General features: G+C 36.3%; 18 protein-coding genes. 5 read left to right on the top strand and 13 right to left on the bottom strand.

Features of this window, described 5'->3' with window-relative positions:
- Positions 1 to 11: 11 nt before the first annotated feature.
- Positions 12 to 1,829 (bottom strand): glutamine--fructose-6-phosphate transaminase (isomerizing), encoded by a 1,818-nt coding sequence (gene glmS / locus L866_RS0103925; RefSeq protein ID WP_025729358.1) that lies wholly within the window; start codon positions 1,827 to 1,829, stop codon positions 12 to 14.
- A 108-nt stretch (positions 1,830 to 1,937) separates the two neighbouring features.
- Positions 1,938 to 2,090 carry a hypothetical protein gene (locus L866_RS09455; protein ID WP_156919513.1) on the bottom strand — a complete coding sequence of 51 codons (153 nt, stop codon included), beginning with the start codon at positions 2,088 to 2,090 and terminating at the stop codon, positions 1,938 to 1,940.
- A 180-nt stretch (positions 2,091 to 2,270) separates the two neighbouring features.
- On the opposite strand from L866_RS09455, the gene L866_RS0103915 reads away from it, so the two are divergent.
- On the top strand, positions 2,271 to 3,038 hold the full coding sequence (locus L866_RS0103915; RefSeq protein WP_025729356.1) for a hypothetical protein: 768 nt from the start codon (positions 2,271 to 2,273) through the stop codon (positions 3,036 to 3,038).
- Positions 3,039 to 3,089: 51 nt separating this feature from the next.
- Here L866_RS0103915 and L866_RS0103910 read toward each other — a convergent pair whose 3' ends face one another.
- From L866_RS0103910 to L866_RS0103900, 3 genes are all read right to left on the bottom strand, one after another.
- Positions 3,090 to 3,548, bottom strand: coding sequence for a Dps family protein (locus L866_RS0103910; RefSeq protein WP_025729354.1), 459 nt, complete (start codon positions 3,546 to 3,548; stop codon positions 3,090 to 3,092).
- Between the two features lie 107 nt (positions 3,549 to 3,655).
- Positions 3,656 to 4,459 carry a 3D domain-containing protein gene (locus tag L866_RS0103905; protein WP_025729352.1) on the bottom strand — a complete coding sequence of 268 codons (804 nt, stop codon included), beginning with the start codon at positions 4,457 to 4,459 and terminating at the stop codon, positions 3,656 to 3,658.
- A gap of 138 nt (positions 4,460 to 4,597) precedes the next feature.
- On the bottom strand, positions 4,598 to 5,782 hold the full coding sequence (locus tag L866_RS0103900; RefSeq protein WP_025729350.1) for a hydroxymethylglutaryl-CoA synthase: 1,185 nt from the start codon (positions 5,780 to 5,782) through the stop codon (positions 4,598 to 4,600).
- Positions 5,783 to 5,979: 197 nt separating this feature from the next.
- On the opposite strand from L866_RS0103900, the gene L866_RS0103895 reads away from it, so the two are divergent.
- Positions 5,980 to 7,155, top strand: a complete 1,176-nt coding sequence (locus tag L866_RS0103895; RefSeq protein ID WP_025729348.1) for a thiolase family protein — start codon at positions 5,980 to 5,982, stop codon at positions 7,153 to 7,155.
- Here the strand turns inward: L866_RS0103895 and L866_RS0103890 are convergent, their stop codons facing one another.
- From L866_RS0103890 to L866_RS0103875, 4 genes are all read right to left on the bottom strand, one after another.
- The gene (locus tag L866_RS0103890) at positions 7,156 to 7,878 is read right to left on the bottom strand and encodes a 5'-methylthioadenosine/adenosylhomocysteine nucleosidase (RefSeq protein WP_025729346.1); all 723 of its coding nucleotides are present in this window, start codon (positions 7,876 to 7,878) and stop codon (positions 7,156 to 7,158) included.
- 21 nt (positions 7,879 to 7,899) lie between these two features.
- Positions 7,900 to 8,568, bottom strand: coding sequence for a metal-dependent transcriptional regulator (locus L866_RS0103885; protein ID WP_025729344.1), 669 nt, complete (start codon positions 8,566 to 8,568; stop codon positions 7,900 to 7,902).
- 79 nt (positions 8,569 to 8,647) lie between these two features.
- On the bottom strand, positions 8,648 to 9,397 hold the full coding sequence (locus tag L866_RS0103880) for an ABC transporter permease (RefSeq protein ID WP_025729342.1): 750 nt from the start codon (positions 9,395 to 9,397) through the stop codon (positions 8,648 to 8,650).
- Positions 9,394 to 10,125, bottom strand: coding sequence for an ATP-binding cassette domain-containing protein (locus L866_RS0103875; protein WP_025729340.1), 732 nt, complete (start codon positions 10,123 to 10,125; stop codon positions 9,394 to 9,396). Before L866_RS0103875 ends, L866_RS0103880 begins: the two co-directional genes overlap by 4 nt.
- A gap of 217 nt (positions 10,126 to 10,342) precedes the next feature.
- On the opposite strand from L866_RS0103875, the gene L866_RS0103870 reads away from it, so the two are divergent.
- The gene (locus L866_RS0103870) at positions 10,343 to 12,049 is read left to right on the top strand and encodes a hypothetical protein (RefSeq protein WP_025729338.1); all 1,707 of its coding nucleotides are present in this window, start codon (positions 10,343 to 10,345) and stop codon (positions 12,047 to 12,049) included.
- A 91-nt stretch (positions 12,050 to 12,140) separates the two neighbouring features.
- Here L866_RS0103870 and L866_RS0103865 read toward each other — a convergent pair whose 3' ends face one another.
- Positions 12,141 to 12,719 carry a DJ-1 family glyoxalase III gene (locus L866_RS0103865; RefSeq protein ID WP_025729336.1) on the bottom strand — a complete coding sequence of 193 codons (579 nt, stop codon included), beginning with the start codon at positions 12,717 to 12,719 and terminating at the stop codon, positions 12,141 to 12,143.
- A 102-nt stretch (positions 12,720 to 12,821) separates the two neighbouring features.
- On the opposite strand from L866_RS0103865, the gene L866_RS09245 reads away from it, so the two are divergent.
- Positions 12,822 to 12,965: a YvrJ family protein gene (locus L866_RS09245; RefSeq protein ID WP_084030275.1), complete on the top strand. Its 144-nt coding sequence runs from the start codon at positions 12,822 to 12,824 to the stop codon at positions 12,963 to 12,965.
- 63 nt (positions 12,966 to 13,028) lie between these two features.
- Here L866_RS09245 and L866_RS0103855 read toward each other — a convergent pair whose 3' ends face one another.
- Positions 13,029 to 13,907 (bottom strand): NAD(P)H-hydrate dehydratase, encoded by an 879-nt coding sequence (locus L866_RS0103855; protein ID WP_025729335.1) that lies wholly within the window; start codon positions 13,905 to 13,907, stop codon positions 13,029 to 13,031.
- 160 nt (positions 13,908 to 14,067) lie between these two features.
- Between L866_RS0103855 and L866_RS0103850 the strand changes: the two genes are divergently transcribed.
- Positions 14,068 to 14,913, top strand: a complete 846-nt coding sequence (locus tag L866_RS0103850; RefSeq protein WP_025729333.1) for a Cof-type HAD-IIB family hydrolase — start codon at positions 14,068 to 14,070, stop codon at positions 14,911 to 14,913.
- Positions 14,914 to 15,018: 105 nt separating this feature from the next.
- Here L866_RS0103850 and L866_RS0103845 read toward each other — a convergent pair whose 3' ends face one another.
- Positions 15,019 to 17,664, bottom strand: a complete 2,646-nt coding sequence (locus tag L866_RS0103845; protein ID WP_025729331.1) for an LPXTG cell wall anchor domain-containing protein — start codon at positions 17,662 to 17,664, stop codon at positions 15,019 to 15,021.
- Positions 17,665 to 18,063: 399 nt separating this feature from the next.
- Positions 18,064 to 18,364, bottom strand: a 301-nt coding sequence (locus tag L866_RS0103840; protein WP_025729329.1) for an IS256 family transposase, incomplete at its 5' end; no start/stop codon positions are given.

The following is an 18,364-nucleotide window of genomic DNA, read 5'->3' as shown; positions in this document are numbered from 1 at the left end:
TGTTTAAATCTTTATTCAACTGTCACAGATTTTGCTAAGTTACGTGGTTTGTCCACATCATAGCCACGTTCAATCGTTGCATAGTAAGCTAATAATTGTGTTGGTAAAATGGTCACTAGCGATTGCAAGGTTGGATGAACATTTTTAATGACATATTGATCCGTTGGTTCGGCATTTGTCTCGTTCGAAATGATTAAGACATGCGCTCCACGACTGGCCACTTCGCTTAAATTGCTTCGTGTTTGTCCTGCTGTATGAGCTTCCGTAATTAACCCAATAACTGGTGTTTCTTCTTCAATTAGTGAGATAGTACCATGTTTTAACTCACCCGCTGCAAATCCTTCTGTTTGAATATACGAAATTTCTTTTAACTTCAATGCACTCTCGATTGATGAGTAATAATCGACTCCGCGTCCAATATAAAAGGCTTTACGTGTAGTCGCTAAGAAATCATGCGCTAATGTTTCAAATTGTTGTTTGTCTTCTAATACAACTTCCATTGCTAAGCTGACCATACTTAATTCATGCGCTAAATCGATTTGTGATGTCGCATCGATAGCTCGTTGGTCACCCACACGCTGCGCTAAAATAGCTAACAATCCTACTTGTGCGGTGTATGCTTTAGTTGACGCAACTGCTACTTCTACTCCTGCATTTAAGTACAGTGCATAAGTTGCTTCACGCGCTAATGTCGACCCGACAACATTTGTTAATGTTAAACTTGGATAGTTCATTTCGTTCGTTTGAACGAGTACTTGACGACTATCAGCCGTTTCACCACTTTGACTTAAGAAAATGAAAAATGGTCGTTCACTAATGATTGGTGGGTAATAAGCAAATTCACTAGCAATATGCACTTCTACTGGAATATGTGTCCATTCTTCAATTAATTTTTTACCGACTAAACCTGCATGATAACTTGTTCCACACCCAATAATATAAATTCGATCGGCTTCCATCATTTGTTCAACAATCGATGCATCAATTGCTGATTCGTTCTCTTTGTTTAAGTAAGTTTCCACTAAACGACGCATCACAATTGGTTGCTCGTCAATTTCTTTTAACATAAAGTATGGATACGTGCCTTTGCCGGCAGCTTCTTGATCAATATTAGCTGTAAATAATTCCGGTGTACGCTCTATTCCATCTAAATTACTAATCTCATACGATGTTGGACGAATAGTTGCAACATCCCCATCTACTAATGCGATAAATTGGTCGGTATACTCAATCATCGCTAAGGCATCACTACATACACCATTAAATCCTTCACCCACTGCTAATAGTAATGGGCTCTTATGCTTAGCAATATACATTTCATCGGTATGTTCACGATCCATTAATAAAACGGCGTATGACCCTTCTAATAATGTCAACGTATGTTTAAATGCTTCAAATACATCTTGAGTCGAAGCAAAATGTTCGACTAATTGGACAATGACTTCTGAATCCGTTTCACTTGTAAAGGTCACATCTTGTAAATACGTTGCTTTTAAGGCAGCCGCATTTTCGATGACTCCGTTATGAACGAGTACGAAACGTTCATTTTGCGACACATGCGGATGTGAATTTGTTAAACTTGCTTTACCGTGAGTGGCCCAACGTGTATGACCAATCCCTGTTTGTGCACGTTGTTCTTGGTTAACTTCTGCTTCTAAATGTTTGATTGGTCCAACAGCTTTCACCACTTGATCAGTTTGATTCATTGAATCGACATAATAAATTCCTGCTGAATCATATCCTCGATATTCTAAACGTTTTAATCCATTTAACAAAACATCAATGGCATCATTTGCTTGACGACCGACTACTCCTACTATTCCACACATACTAAAATCCCTCAACTTTTCTCATTTTATTTTAGTTTCTGCTGCATAATCAACGCTCTGGCCTTCCTCTTGCGATGAAGTTTTCCATTGATTTGTAGAGTGCAGTCCCTAGAGCCATCCGCCGAATGTTCGATCAGCTCTATCCTCGTCATCTTCGTTACTACTTGAAGATCTGGCGCTATCCTTTAATCGTTCACAATCCTCCTTGAATTTACTTTCAGAAACTCCATTCATTTTAACTGGAGTATTCGTTACGGTCAACCTTTTTCACTTCATATTAATCAAAAATTATATACCCCCTTTTTCAAAAGACTATTAATCGTATAAAAAGCTGATTAAACAAACAATGAAATCGCTTGATAAAAATAGCGTTTTGTATAATATAGTAAGTATATGCATTATATTTTGAAATTACTTTCAAGTTATTTCAAGGAGGTTGCTATGTTATCTACTTATGATTTTAAGACCATTTGGCATTGGGAAGAATACCTTTTTCAAGTCAAACATCAAATCGTCCCTTTGTCGGATTACTCGATTCGTCAAATGTATCAACCTTTAAGTCAAATGTTGCTGCATGTTTTACAACGACTTCCAATGACTAACGATAATCAACCAATCATTTCCTACACTCATTGGCTCGATACTTATACGAATCAAGCCTTATCGTCAATGATTTTACCTTTATCAATGACGAGTACACAGTGGTACGATTTAGAGCAACAAACAGCACGAATGCATCAAGCGTTGATGAACAATCGTCCTTCGATTCTTCATCATAAAGTCATCTTTATGAATCAAGCGATCACTTGTCCGATTATGTATGAAGGCCCCCATACCACTTGGGTTATTTTACCAATCAATTGGGAACCCATTGAATTTTATTATGCTTATTTAATTCGTCAATACTTAAATAGCGCTTCTTCTTATGAGACGTCATCTGTACCACTTTTACTTAAAACAGCGATAACCTATTTTGACCAACCGAGTGATTTCATGGTACATTATTTTATTAATGACTTGATCGGTCGACACCTTATCACACCTCTAAAATCCAATAAATCCACATTAAATAATGAGAGGCGATGGAATAAATCACACGACTTATTCCATCAACTCAAAAAAGACAACGCCTTTCTCTCATATTTAATCAACTGTCCCCCACCCACTTCAGCTGAATTAAATTGGCATTTGATCACTCCTTGTTTTTAAATCAAAAAAGACGCCCACAATAAACGGGGCGTCTTTTAATTCGTTAATTAATTATTCAGTTGCGTCTAGTCCTAGACGAGCTTGATACATCCAGATGTGTTTATCGAAGGATGTTTTGTAGCCAATGTATAAGTCCTCTGTTACAGAGTCACCTAATTCTCCACTTAATTCAATCGCTTCTTCGAAATGTTTAGTAAATAGACGTAAGTCTTCTACAATTTCACGTAACATTTCTTTGTCTGATTTTTCTACATAAGGAGCTTCTGAAATAATTGATTCTTCTAAATATTTAGCCATCATACCGTAAGGCTTACCGTCTAACATCATTAAACGTTCAGCAATTTCATCGTAATGAGCAGTTACTTCATCGTATAATGTTTCAAAGGCTTCATGTAATGCTAAGAAGTTTGGACCTTTCACATAAAAATGATGTTGATGTAATTTAATGTAAAACACCGCAAATGATGATTCCGTCTTACGCATTAAATCAAATAATTTTTCTTGTGTCATAAATATCTCCTCCTCATTTCTACCTTTATGCTACCATTTAGAATGATTCTAATCAAATGAAACGACTTCACTTGAGTTCTTACAGATTTATTATAGTGCAAAAGTCATTATTCGACAATTGTTAGCGTTAACGTTTGACGACCAAATGTGTACGTATCGTTGACATTCTCAAAGTGCACATCAATCCGATTCCCAATAATTGCACCACCTGTATCTGCAGCAGTATATGTACCGTATCCTTGAATATAAACTGTACTTCCTAAAGGAATAACATTCGGATCAACCGCAATGACACGTGGATTAACACTTAAATCCGTTCCATTAGCGGTAAAGTTGGATAACCCTGGTTCGTTACGACTGTAAGCAGTTGCTTCAACAGTTAGTGTACGCCCACTTGGACGCGCTGGTTCTTGAACCGGCTCCTCTACCGGCTCTTTAGGTGCTGGTTGTTCGACTATTTCTTTTTTGTCCACTGTTTCTTTTTTCTTCGTTTCGGCTTCTTTTTCTTTTGCTTTTGCTTGTTCGTTTGGTAAATCAACTTCTTTTGCTTCTTTACCACTTACATCAAACGCTTTAGGCGTTTGATCCACTTCAGTTATCGTTACAATTTGATCTGTTTCAGCTACTTGAATAGTTGTACCTGGATAAATTAAATCACGGTTTTCTAACGTGTTAATGGCCATTAATTGATCCACACTCACACCTGTAGCGCTTGAAATTGCTGATAGCGTATCGCCCCATACAATAGTGTATTCTTTTGTTTCGTTAGGTCCTACTTTTACCTCAGCAGCAATCGCTTCTGGTGACCGTGCGATCCACTCTGATGCGTTAACTTGTTGTGCACCGTAAACGAGTAAACCGCTCACCGCACTTGCTAGTAATAATGTATATTGTTTATTTATTTTAAACATAAAAAAACTCCCTTTCTTCAGTACGAGATGAATCGTATCATACTTCGAAAGCGAGTCGGTTGTTTTCATGAAGTTCTAAATTGTTAGTAACGTTCCCGTAATCGTTCGTAACAAACGAGAGAGACTATTGTATTTTGATTACTTTTTATACATACGGTGATGATTAGTGACGCCGACAATTTGAATATGGGCTGGATTATGGAACGCTGAAATAACTTCATAATCCCCTTCACCACTAGGTATTTCCTCATTAAATATTTGTTCATATTCATCGATAGTAAGCATGTAACGCGACTGTAACGAACGCTCAAAATCTTCTTTATGAATGTGCTTGCTATAATTTGGCATTAATTCTAACGTATAAAATTCAGCCACCGCACCTGAGCCATAACTGAACATGCCCACTCGATCGCCTACTTTCAGCTCTGGTGAATGACTCAATAAACTGAAGAAACCTAAATAAAGAGAGCCTGTATACAAATTCCCCACTAAACGACTCCATTGTGTCGAGTGTTCAAACTGTGTCATTAAGCGACTTTGAACCTCTTCATTTTCACCGTTTAATGCTTGTAATAAAGCTTTTTTACCCATTTTTGTGTAAGGAATGTGCGTACAAATTGCTGCAAAATCTCCCCAATTAACTTGTTGGTCCATAAAATATTGTGACGTTACTTGATTAAAAAATTTAATATATGCTTCATTTGAAAATTTGCCATCTACTCGTGGATATTTATCCGCTAATGGACGCCAAAAATCAGGGATATTTTCCGAATATACAGCCCGTTCATTGGAAAGTGCCGCAATCCGAGGTTCTGCTGTAACTAACATGGCGATGCTTCCTGCTCCTTGCGTCGGTTCGCCCGGCGTATTTAAACCGTACTTAGCACTATCACTCGCAATCACTAATACACTCTCGTTAGGGTGCCGTAAGACTTCCCCATAAGCAAACTGTAAACCAGCTGTCGCACTATAACACGCTTGCTTCATTTCAACAAAGCGTGTGTTCCGTTCAAAATTAAATAAATCGGCTAAAAAGACGCCCCCTGCTTTTGAATGATCGACCCCTGATTCCGTCGCAAAAACTACTGTCCGAATTCGACTCAAGCGCTTCATATCTTCATCCGTCGCATGGTCAAACAAGCGTTGGACTGCATTTGCCGCCATGGTTACGCTGTCTTCAGTAACAGGCTGCACGGCCATCACATCTTGCCCTATTCCTAACTTAAATTTCATTGGATCAATTTGACGTGCTTCAGCCAATGTTGTCATTGGGAGCGCAAAATGCGGAACATATGCGGCCATTTGATCAATTCCTATTTTCATGTTTCGACCTACTTTCATTATTATTGAAACTTTGACACGTTACCTTCTTCTCCATTCGAATATACACTAATTCATAAACCCTTGTCACCTCAAGAACTCACCTTAAAGAAAAATTAAAATCGATTTGATGCTTTTTCACCGATATTTCATCAAAATTTGTGTAAAATAAAGAACATATCATGTGAGGAGGGATTTATATGTCAAATATTGTATTCGTTGCCGCAAAACGTACTCCCATTGGACGTTTTTACGGAAAACTTCAATCAGTTACACCTCAATCATTGGCTCAACAAGTTGTCGACGATTTATTAAAGACTACCCAAATTAAACCTGAACAAATCGATCAAGTGATTTTTGGTCAAGTATTACAAGCCAATTCGGGACAAAATATTGCGAGACAAATTGCGCTAAATACTAATATGCCCTTTGGAACAACTGCTTTTACTGTCAATGAAGTATGTGGTTCCGGCTTAAAAGCCATTCATCTAGCGTACCAAGCGTTAGCCTTAAACGAGAGTGACATCATTATTGCAGGTGGAGTGGAAAGTATGTCCCAAGCACCTCGCTATATGGAACGTCAACCGAAGCCTTATGGAGCGAATACACTCATTGATTCAATTGAGCGCGACGGTTTGAGTGATGCATTTTCTCATGAAGCGATGGGCATAACAGCAGAATATGTAGCATCAGATTATGGTGTCGATCGAACCGCCCAAGATCAATTTGCTTTACAAAGTCAATTGCGGGCTCAAGAAGCCATTGAAGCCGGACGCTTCGTTGAAGAAATTACACCAGTTCATTATCCATCCCGTCAAGGAACGATTGTTATCGATCAAGACGAACATCCACGTTTCAACTCGACACTAGCCGGTTTGGAAAAATTGCGTCCCGCCTTTCAATCCGATGGTTCAGTCACTGCAGGTAATTCAAGCGGTATTAATGATGGTGCCAGTGCGGTATTAATGATGCGCGAAGAAACGGCTCGCGCAGTTAACTTACCTATTTTAGGACAGTTTGTTGCTTTCTCAGAAGTTGGAGTTGACCCTAACTATATGGGCATTTCACCAATTTTGGCGATTCAAAACGCATTAAAAAAAGCTGAGTTATCGACTCAGCAAATTGATCGCTATGAAATTAATGAAGCCTTTGCTAGCCAAAGTGTTGCGGTCATTAAAGCACTTGACTTGCCCGAAGAAAAAGTTAATCCAGATGGCGGTGCAATTGCACTTGGTCACCCCATTGGTGCAAGTGGCGCACGAATTCTCGTCACTTTATTACACGGCATGGCTCGCAACCACCAACAACATGGTGTCGCTAGTTTATGTGTTGGTGGCGGACAAGGTTTAGCCTTAGTTATCAAAGCACCTCAATAATTAAATGCTCCAATTTGTTTGAATATTCTTTAACCCTTCAATGACTAATTCAGCTGAACGGCGACCTGCTTCGATGATAAATTGATCGAACGTGGTGGCCGTTTCTTCTTTTCCAGCAACATCAGAAATCGCACGAATTACAATACATGGCGTCTCCGTCACATGAGCGACTTGCGCAATTGCAGCGCCTTCCATTTCTGTCGCCAATGTTTCAGGGAAGTGGTCTAAAATACGATTTAACAAGTGCGGTTGATTAATAAACGAATCGGCTGTTGCAATTAATCCTGTATGAACTTGTTTATCGTGAATCATTCCAGCTGCCTCAAAAGAAGCTAATAAACGATCGTCGGCTGTATAATAAGTTGGCATTTGTGGCAATTGTCCGTAATCATAATTAAAACCAGTTACATCCACATCACTATATACTAAGCGATTACTTAATACTAAATCTCCGACACTAAGTTTCGCATTCACTCCACCTGCTGATCCCGTATTAATGAGCGCTGACACTTCAAAACGTTCAATTAATATTGTTGCAACCATCGCTGCCATTACTTTACCAATTCCTGATTCAACGAGGACAACTTCTACTCCATGAATAGTTCCCTTAATAAAATTAAATCCTAAAATCGTTTCAGTATGTTCTTCGGTAATCACTTCTTTTAAAATTTTAATTTCTTGTGCCATTGCGGCGATAATTCCAATTTTTAATTGATTAGCCATAAGTCGTCTATTCCTTCTTTCTTATTTTTCTGAATTCGCCACTAACTCTTTTTGCCCAAAAATATGATGCGCAGCTAAGTAAGACAATTGAATTGGTTCATTTTGATCTGCTAACGAAATCGTGATACCTTCTGTGTCTTTCGCTAAAACTTCATACACGTGTTTTAATTGGATATGTTTATCTACCATAATTTGAAGTAATTCCGATTCATCTAAGAAACGACGAACGAGCATGCGTTCACCTACTTGTAAATCACCCAATGGTTCGTATAATTCGGCTTCATAAATCTCACCTTTATTCGGAATGATTCCACCGTGAGGACATTCTACAGGATGATTTAAAAAATTGTCCAATCGTTCAATAAATAAATCACTGACCGCATGTTCTAAAATTTCTGCCTCTTTATGCACTTCATTTAATTTAAAGTCTAATGTATTCACTAAGAACACTTCGAGTAAGCGGTGTTTACGAATCAATTCACTAGCAATTTCTAGCCCGGATTGAGTCAATACATAGCCCGTTTTGCCTGCTTTTTTCGCAAAATCACTTTTTATTAATTTATTCATCATATCTGTTACACCTGGTGGCGAAATTTGTAGAGTTTCTGCTAATAATTTATTCGTCACTTTCGGGTGAACATCACTTAATTCCATGATCACTTTTAAATAATCTTCTTTATTAGGTGTCATATAATGGCTCCTCTCATTCATCTCTTAACCAATTGTTTAGAAACATTATACCATAATTTCAATGGCTCACTTCTTATTTTTAAAATTGATTAAAAGGATTAAGCGGTTTTAGCCAGATTTTGTTTCTTCTTTTTAACCATTCAAAAAAGAGCGAAGCAACAACGTTAATTAAAATAATAAATAACATGGTTGCGTATACCCCAGCATACTGTTCAGTGACAAATTGATGAATGAGATATTTACCAATACCAAATGTTGTTTGAAATTGCTCTGTTATCAATAATAAAGTTAACACTAAGCTGAACATTTCTTGTGCTACTAAAATGAGACGAGGTAAAACAGCTGGGAAAGCCACTTCTCGAACCCACATACCCGTTGAAAAATCTAACGATCGTGCAATCCAAATGTATTGTTTCGGCAAAGCTACTAAACTTTCATAAATTGGAATGGCAATATAAAAGGCTGTCACAAAAGCTAAAAGTAAAATTTGACTTAGATTCGGATGATGAATGGTCCAGTAAAAAATGGGAAAGAATACAATACGCGGCAAATTATACAATATTTGAACAATCGGTAATATATAACGGCGCGCCCGGTAACTGGTGGCCATCCATAATCCTAATAAACTGCCGACACCATATGACAAGACACTCACAGCTGCTAATCGCAACAAACTATAATAGAAGTGACGCCATATAATCGGATGGCTCATAATAAATGCGCCCACCATGATAGGGGTTGGGATTTGTTGATTAGATATTAAATAAGACGCTAACACCCATAATAAAAATAGAACAAACACGCCATATCGAATACGTTTAATCGTCATTCCATCACCTCACTAGCTTGTTTTAAAATGGTTTCAATTTGTTGGTAAAATGCTTGATGATTGGCATTCGTTTCATTTTTACGTTCATCTAAACTCAACGGATTAACATCATCTGATGTGATGCGCCCATCTGACATAACCATTATACGATCACCTAATCGCACCGCTTCTTCGATATCATGCGTAACTAAAATGGTCGTCACCTGATTATTTTTTTTCATATTTTCTAATTGGTGCCACATCATTTGCTTTGTTTCAATATCCAAACGTCCAGTAGGCTCATCCAAAAATAAATATGGTGGATGTTTTGCCATAATTCGAGCAAGTGCTACTCGCTGCGCTTCACCTAAACTTAATTGATAGGGATAACGATGAATTAATTCACCTAATTTCAACGCGTCAATTACTTGTCTTAGCTGACGTTCTACTTCTTCACGCCCTAAAAATTGTTTATGAAATCCCAATTGAATATTTTCTTCAGCGGTCATCCACGGAAATAAACTGGACGACTGAAATAAAAAACCAATATCGTGAGGATAAATTTTAGGCGTCACTGTTCCTGTTTGCTTTGGAATTAATCCGGACAAACTGAGTAGTAACGTCGATTTCCCCGCACCTGTCACTCCCATTAAGACGAGCGTACTACTACGTGGTATCTCAATCGATACGTCTTTCACTACACTCGTTCCATCTGCTGCATCCGCAGACCAATTCGATATTTTTAACATATAAACTCCTTTATCATTTGACTTCTAACTTTATAGTATGCATGCTTGAACATACTTTTTATCGTAATTGGACTAATTCTTACTAATTATTATACACATTTTTTAAGTATTCTTAATTCAAATTTTAAACTTCCATCCTTAGCCCTATGTAAATAATTTTTATCATGATAAACTATAAGTATAGGTTTCCAATATATATAAAGAATGGAGCATTTTTATGGCATTTTTCAAATTTAATACCAATCCCCAATCGCTTAACGATATACTTTTGCAAATTTCAACTGAGGGAGCTCATTCGTCACGTAAAACGGCGCGCCCCATTCGTTCAATGTTTTCAAAGAAACAGTGGCGCGGTATATTTTTACTAACCATCTTGTTTATAGCTTTAGCTTATTATATCACGTTGCCCCCACTTAATTGGCAGTCTAGCCAATTTTGGCGCTTCTTTATATCAAGCGGTGCTATTTTAGGTGTAGAAGGTATTTTGTACTCCGTTCAAGATAATGGGCCCACTCAACAAGCTACCTTATTAAGAACTCGAATGACACGCTTAGTACAAGTTATTGTCATTATTGTTGCCCTTTTATCACTGGTTCGTTTTGGTGCATCACCTATTTTTAACGCGAAAGCATATAGTCGTTTAATCGAACCGCTTGCTAGTGATTTCTCTAAAGATGTTGATGAAGTCAATTTGGATCGCATTCCAATTATTGATCATGACACAGCTAGCCGTTTAGGAAATCGTAAATTAGGTACCATCACTGATTTAGTTTCTCAGTTTGAACCTAGTCCGTCTTATACACAAATCAATGTGAACGATCAGCCCGTCCGTGTCACTCCACTACGCTATGCTGGATTTTTCAAATGGATGGCTAATCAACAAACAGGTATTCCAAATTACTTAACGGTGAACATGTCTAATGGTGATGTCAAACTTGAAACACCTGATTCACCAATTAAATATAGTGAATCCGAATACTTCAATCGAAATATTATGCGGTACTTACGTTTCAACTATCCAACAAAAATTTTCCAGGCGCCTAATTTTGAAATCGATGAAGATGGTGTTCCTTACTATGTTGCGACTACATACAAAATGAACTTCCTATTAACTTCACCTGAACCAAGTGGTGCTATTTTAGTTAATGCCATTGATGGAACGCATCGTTATTATCATTTAAAAGATGTCCCTCAATGGGTAGACCGAATTGTAAGTTCGAAAATTGTCATTGATCAATTAAATCAACACGGTCTATACAAAAATGGTTTTTGGAATACGTTATTCGCTAAACGTGGTGCGACACGCACAACGGAAGGATATAATTATATTGTACTCGACGATGATGTATGGCTTTATACAGGGATTACTTCTGTCACTAGTGACGAAAGTAATATTGGATTTGTTTTAACTAATATGCGTACAAAGGAAACCCGCCAATATACAGTCGCTGCTGCAGAAGAATACTCTGCGATGAGCTCAGCGCGTGGTGCTGTACAAGAGAAAAATTATAAATCTACTTTCCCTATTTTAATTAATAAAGACGGTCGACCAACTTATATCATGTCCCTTAAAGATAAAGCAGGATTAGTAAAAATGTATGCAATGGTTGATGCAGAAGATTACCAAGATGTAGCTACTGGTACTTCTTTAAAAGAAGTCATTGCTAATTACGGTTCGCTTCAAAAAGCTGACCAAGCCAACACTGCAGAAGGCCGTGAAACTAAAGAATTAACGGCAACAATTGATGATATTAAATCAGTTGTAGTGGACGGTAATACCATGTATTACTTATTACTAGACGATGAAGTTTACTTTGCTAAATCTAACGTCAACGAACGTTTACCGTTTATGAAAGCTGGTACACGTATTACGATTGAATCTACTAATAAACGTGAAATTAAAACATTAACGATTAACGAATAATCCGTTATTCACTTACAATATCTCCTATAAAAAAAGACCATTCAAATGAATGGTCTTTTTTGGATTCAATTGTTTATTTAAGCAAATCATCTCATTTTAAAGGATCCCATGCAAAAACCATTGGGCCTTGCATCGCTTGATAAACTTCTAAAGCACGTTCTGTCCCTTCTAAAGATGCTAATAATTCTAATCCAAATGGAAAAGCAGGAGCTGGACCTCGACTTGTAATGAGTGAGCCATCTTTCACAACCACTTGATCTTGATAATTTTCTAAATTAGTCGCTAATTCTTGCTCTACACCAGGAAACGTCGTAAATTGATGATTAGCCAATAAATTCGCCCGATCTAATACAATCGGTCCTGCACAAATCGCAGCAACCATTGTGTGATCTAGATTAACTGATTGAAGCCATTCAATTACGCGCACATCATCTCGTAGCGTTTCCGCTCCTTTTGTACCGCCCGGAATCATAATTAAATCCACATTTTGCTTACGATCTGCCCACATACAATCCGCTTGTACGGCCACTTGTTGTGCACTCCACACGTCTAATCGATCCATCACACTCACCAATTCAACCGATACGCCACCACGTCTTAAAATATCCACTGGTATCAACGCTTCGACCGTTTCAAATCCATCTGCTAATAGCACACTCACTTGTTTCATTTTGTTGCCCTCCTTCAATCATCACTTTTTGCATTCTTCTTCCTATATCTTAACACTTTTCTCCCACCAAACGTATTTATAAAAAAGAGAAGGAGGGATATCATGTCTGATACGACTTTTTTAATTGATTTAATTAGTAATTTTGGCTTCCCTGTCGTTATTGTCTTTTACTTATTAAATCGATTCGAAAGAAGACTCGATACGATTATTGACCTACTACAATCTTTAACGAAGTCGCTAACTTAAAAAATAGTGGCGACCACTCTTATTTTACGCTTCATGGATGAGTGTCCTTCATTCATGGAGCGTTTACGATTGAAGCGATTGATCCCACTGAATTGCTTCTGGTAAATAATGAATTAAGTCTCGGGCGATTAAACTCGCTTCTCCTAACTTATTTGCCGCAAAATCACCACTTAATCCATGTAAATAAACGCCTAGTTGAGCCGCTTCAAACGCGCTAAATCCTTGCCCCGCTAAACTTCCTATGATTCCTGCTAAAACATCCCCACTACCTGCTGTTGCCATTCCAGGATTGCCGGTTGTGTTAATGTACACTTGTTGCCCATCTGTCACAATGGTTTCATGCCCTTTTAGAACAACAATCATACCGAAACGAGTTGCCACTTCCTGAGCTACTTGTAGTCGATTTTCTTGAATTTCTTTCAATGGTCGCTTCACTAAACGGGCAAATTCCATTTCATGTGGCGTGATGATACCTTGTTTCACCTGACATAACATGGCAGAACGATATTGCAACACATTTAATAAACCTGCATCTAAAATGAGAGGTACATCCACTTCTTGTATCCATTGTGCTAATTGCTCTAAAAATAATAAAGGCGCTTCACTCACTAAGCCTGGCCCGCAAACAATTGCATCCATATTTTGACTCGCTTGAATCAGACTACTACTCACTTCATCATTTCCATTAAAGCAATCTAACGGTTCTTGTCGAACAATTGTTTCAATACTTTTAATTTCAGCAATCATTCGAATAGCTTGGGGAACAAGCAAATAAACTAATCCACTTCCCGTTCGATAGGCAGCTTGTGTCGCTAAATGAACAGATCCACTCATGCCGGGCGAGCCACCAATGACTAATAAGCGTCCATAATGTCCTTTGTGTGATTGCTTCGAGCGATGACGCCATTGTGGTAATGTTGGACGTTTTTGCTTTTTTTCCATTGATGCGCTTCCTTTCTTTGGTGTTGATTGTGTCTCTTTCTTTGTCTTGTTTTAGCTTCTCTCTCTATTTTACACCGAAATTCAATCGTTTTTTCAAGATTATTTTCATCTTTTTTTGTATAATAAGAAACTGTACGCAATAAAACCAAAGGAGTATGACATGACACATTCTATTAAAGCCATCGTTTTAGATATTGATGGCACCTTATTAACTTCTCAATTTACTGTTTCAGAGCACACACAAGCCGCTTTGATTGAAGCACAAAAACGAGGTATCCGCGTTGTTTTAGCAAGTGGTCGTCAAACAAACGGCCTGCATCAATTCACACCGATTTTACAGTTGGACCAATATAACGGTTATTTCATTTCGTATAATGGTGGTCAAATCTATGATGTGACAGCACGTCAAATATTGCACCAACAAACTTTGGATGCTGAACTTGTAACTACTATTTTAAAACATACTGAACCGTTCGATGTCATTCCTATGATTGACCGTGACGATTATTTATATGTTCATGATGTATATAATAATCAAGTTCGTTTAAACGACCGAACATTTAATGTGATTGAGCACGAGGCACGTAATTGCCAATTTAAATTAGCGGAAGTCGATCATCTCTATCAATTTGTTGATTTTCCTGTACATAAAGTATTATTAGCTGGAGATCCTACCTATCTAAAAGAGCATGCTGAAGCTTTACGTGCACCATTCAAAGAGCAAGTCGCAACAGCTTTCTCTACTCCATTTTATTACGAAATTAACCCGATTGGCGTCAATAAAGCAGCAACATTAGCTCGCTTATCACAACAATTAAATATTCCTCGTGAACAAATTGTTGCTTTTGGTGATGGTGGAAATGACCGTGAAATGGTTGAATGGGCAGGGATTGGCGTAGCAATGGAAAATGCAATGCCTGCTTTAAAAGAAGTGGCTAATTATACGACGACTTCTAATAATGACGACGGTATTGCCCGATTCATTGAAACGTATATTTTAAATTAAATTTTTCGATTTATCTTTTATTGAATAAGACATACAACAAGCCCCTCATCTTAACAATGAGGAGCTTGTTTTTCGACTTTAGATTTTATGATTAGAAACAAATGTTTATTTTCTTTTTTTAATATTCAATATAATTGATCCAAAAACAAAGCTAAACAGACCGAACAAACGATAAATCCCTTCATGAGACTCGCCTGTAGCAGGTAATTGTTTTTCTGTCATATTAGTCGGTATATTTGATTGAGACGACTGATCATCTTTTTTATTACGTTCAGATTCCATCGAACTATTTTCAATAACGAATTCATCACTTTGATTTGAGCCTGATATTGTATTATCCATTTCTAAATCAATTAAATGATTTTCAATGACAAATATATCTTCTTGGTTGAATCCAAATAATGTGTTGTTCATTTCAAATTCCACTAGATTGTTTTCAATGACAAATGTATCGCCTTGATTGAATCCAGATAATGTGTTATTTATTTCAAATTCCACTAAATTGTTTTCAATAACAAATTCATCCTCTTGATTTGAACCGGATATTGATTTATCCATTACTAAATCAATTAAATTATTTTCTTCAATAATTGTATCATTTCCACTTGATCCCAATACTCTACTATCAAATATTAAATATAAGGGAGTTGTGTCTTCAATCGTTGTTTCACCATTGTTTGATCCATTTATTAAAGGCAATGGTTGTCCATATTCAAAATAAATAATTGGCTCCGTACCAAATTGTTCATCAACAATTCCAGATATATGTCCACCTATTTCCTCTGTCATTGTATCAAAATTTAAATCAAAAGCATTTTGGTGTGTACTAATCGATAATATGTCTAGTAGTGAATTGTTTTGTACTGTTGGAACATCAATTAATAAGTCACTAGGATTACTGTTAGGTACATCTTCTAATTTTTCAGGTTTATGTTCCGGAATAGTAATTGTGAAATCTAATAACTCTAAATCTTTTTGTAATGGAATCGGAATAACACTCTCAGCAATATCAACTATTTCTGGCTTATGTAAGGTTATCTTACGTTTTCCTTGGTACTCTATTATCGACTTAGTAGGTGTTAATAATGGATATAATGGCTCACTATATGTTGGTTCTTGATCTAGAATTGGAGCTTTTGGCAATTTTTTTAATGGATTTTGTTGCGGGTAATTCACATTGATTCCTTTTCCAAACAACGTAAACTTAGATCCTCCAATACCGAGTCTTTTTGTCTCATCTTTTGGATGTATTCTTAGTGATTTATCATATGAAACACGATCCCATGGAGCTCCACTTAATTGATCATCACCCGACAATTTAGAATCATTGATTAAATTTAGCATTTCATAATCATTCCAGTAATTATTGCGAGTAGTTCTTATAGTCTGTTTGTCACTATAAAAAGTCATTTTCATACCGGTTCCATGTCCAGCTAATACAAATGAACCTTTTGGTATCGAACTTTCATCACTATACTCTGCTAAAAGATGATCTTCTACCTTGATGATTTCCTTGTTTTCCACTTTATTTTTTTCATCTAAAATTTTTTCTTCATTTTTTGTTGTTTCTAAATTAGATTCTTTTGGTACAAACACTAAACCTTCGCCATCAGTGTATGTAAAGTCCACCGCTTGACCAAAATCGATATCCGTCATAATTTGAGATGTCAACACATCCATTGGTTGATTATCATCTGTCATATAATCAAATTGAAAACCAAGTTTTGTATGATTTTGTAAAAACAAGACCATAGTATTATATTTATCCCCGGCAGAATACATATAAAATTTTTGTTCAGTAACTGGCTGTTTATCTTCTTTCAATGCACCTTCTACTTCACCAACATCCGTAATCGTTACTTTTAAATTAACGTTTTGATTGTCAATTGTTTTCCCAACGTTCTTTATATTAAAATTTGAACCAACTTTATAATTGGAGAATTTATGATATCGCTCCATATAATATCCTTTGTCTGTTCGATCAGCAGCATATGGTTTATCAATTTTTATGTTGCCGTTAGTGACTTCTTCTATCGATGTGTTTTTCTGCCATCCAATGTTTGATTGCAATTGTTTTGTCGGTTTTTCTTCTAAAACCAACTTTGGATTCACTTCAAAAATTAAATCTTTATAGTAATCATAATTTCCTGGACTATTTTTATTTACCTCTCCAGTTATCTCAATATTAGTGCGATTTTCCCATTCCTTTAAAATCGCACTAAATCGTTCTTTTTCATTTTTATTATCTTTCGAAATAGCTTGTACTTTCTTTAAATATTCATCATATTGCTGCTTTTTATTTTCATAATCTTCAAGTGCTATGTCATATTTTTCTTTTTCTGCTGCTTTATCCTTATTATATTTCTCTACAATTTTATTATTTTGTTCAATTATTTTTTTATTTTCTAACTGAATTGCTTGAATGTGTTGATCATATTCAACCTTTTCATTTTTTATGTTTTGATACTTTTTATTATAATTGTCATTTAAAGTTTTTACAGTGTCTTCATATGCTGAAGCTAAAACTGTATGTGTTTCAATAGTAACTTCAACAGGATAATTTTTTTCGATTTTCTCTTTTAATGTTGAGGCGTTCGACTGTGTTTTAGCTAATGTCTCGGTTAAAGGTAAATCGCTAGTCAAATTAGGCGTATCTGCATATATTTCAGTACCTTGGTGATACATCCCCATAAGCATTGAACTAGCTCCGATACTTGTTATTAATTTTATGTGATTCGATACTTTTTTCATTTCAATAAATCCTTTCGCTATATAAAAAACAATAAAATAATAAATAAAAAAATAAATCGTTATAAAAAAAAGAACAAATAAAAAAACACCTACCTAATTTAGCAAGTGATTCGTTCATACGAATTATTCTAATAGCCTAACTGATTAATTTGATTTAATATTCAATTTATTTTGACTGTTTACCCCATGACGTATCAACATAGCAAGCAATACTTTTTTATTAACACCTATATATTTTAGACATTTCTATCTATTTCAGCTATTAAAACGTTGATACAGTTCTTATCAAAGATAATGTGCTACTAATTATTAAACATTATTTTATCTTTTTTTATATTATATAATATTTAGTCAAGTCCATAATCTTGTGTAAAATACTATACAATGTTCTATACTCTCTTACTGGTTAAACTTGATATACTTTCTTGTAGAACTGAGCCATTCGTCATGTGTGTCCATCAGGACAGCGCCAATTAACCGATTGGCTGACGCACGATTGGGGAAAATACGAATAATCTTTTCTCTTCGGCGCACTTCTTGGTTCAATCGCTCAAGAAGATTGGTGCTTTTTAATCGATTGTGACCTTTACCAATTACTGTGTATTGAAAGGCATCTTCGAAGCCATTATCTAAAGTCTCACAGGCTTTTGTATATTTCCTTTGATCGATATAGTCCGTAATCAGTCGGTTTTTAGCGTCT

This window comes from Atopobacter phocae ATCC BAA-285 (genome assembly GCF_000526675.1).
In the GTDB taxonomy this organism is placed as follows: domain Bacteria; phylum Bacillota; class Bacilli; order Lactobacillales; family Aerococcaceae; genus Atopobacter; species Atopobacter phocae.
Note: the sequence above shows the minus strand (reverse complement) of the source record. Positions and strands in the feature narration are given on the sequence as shown.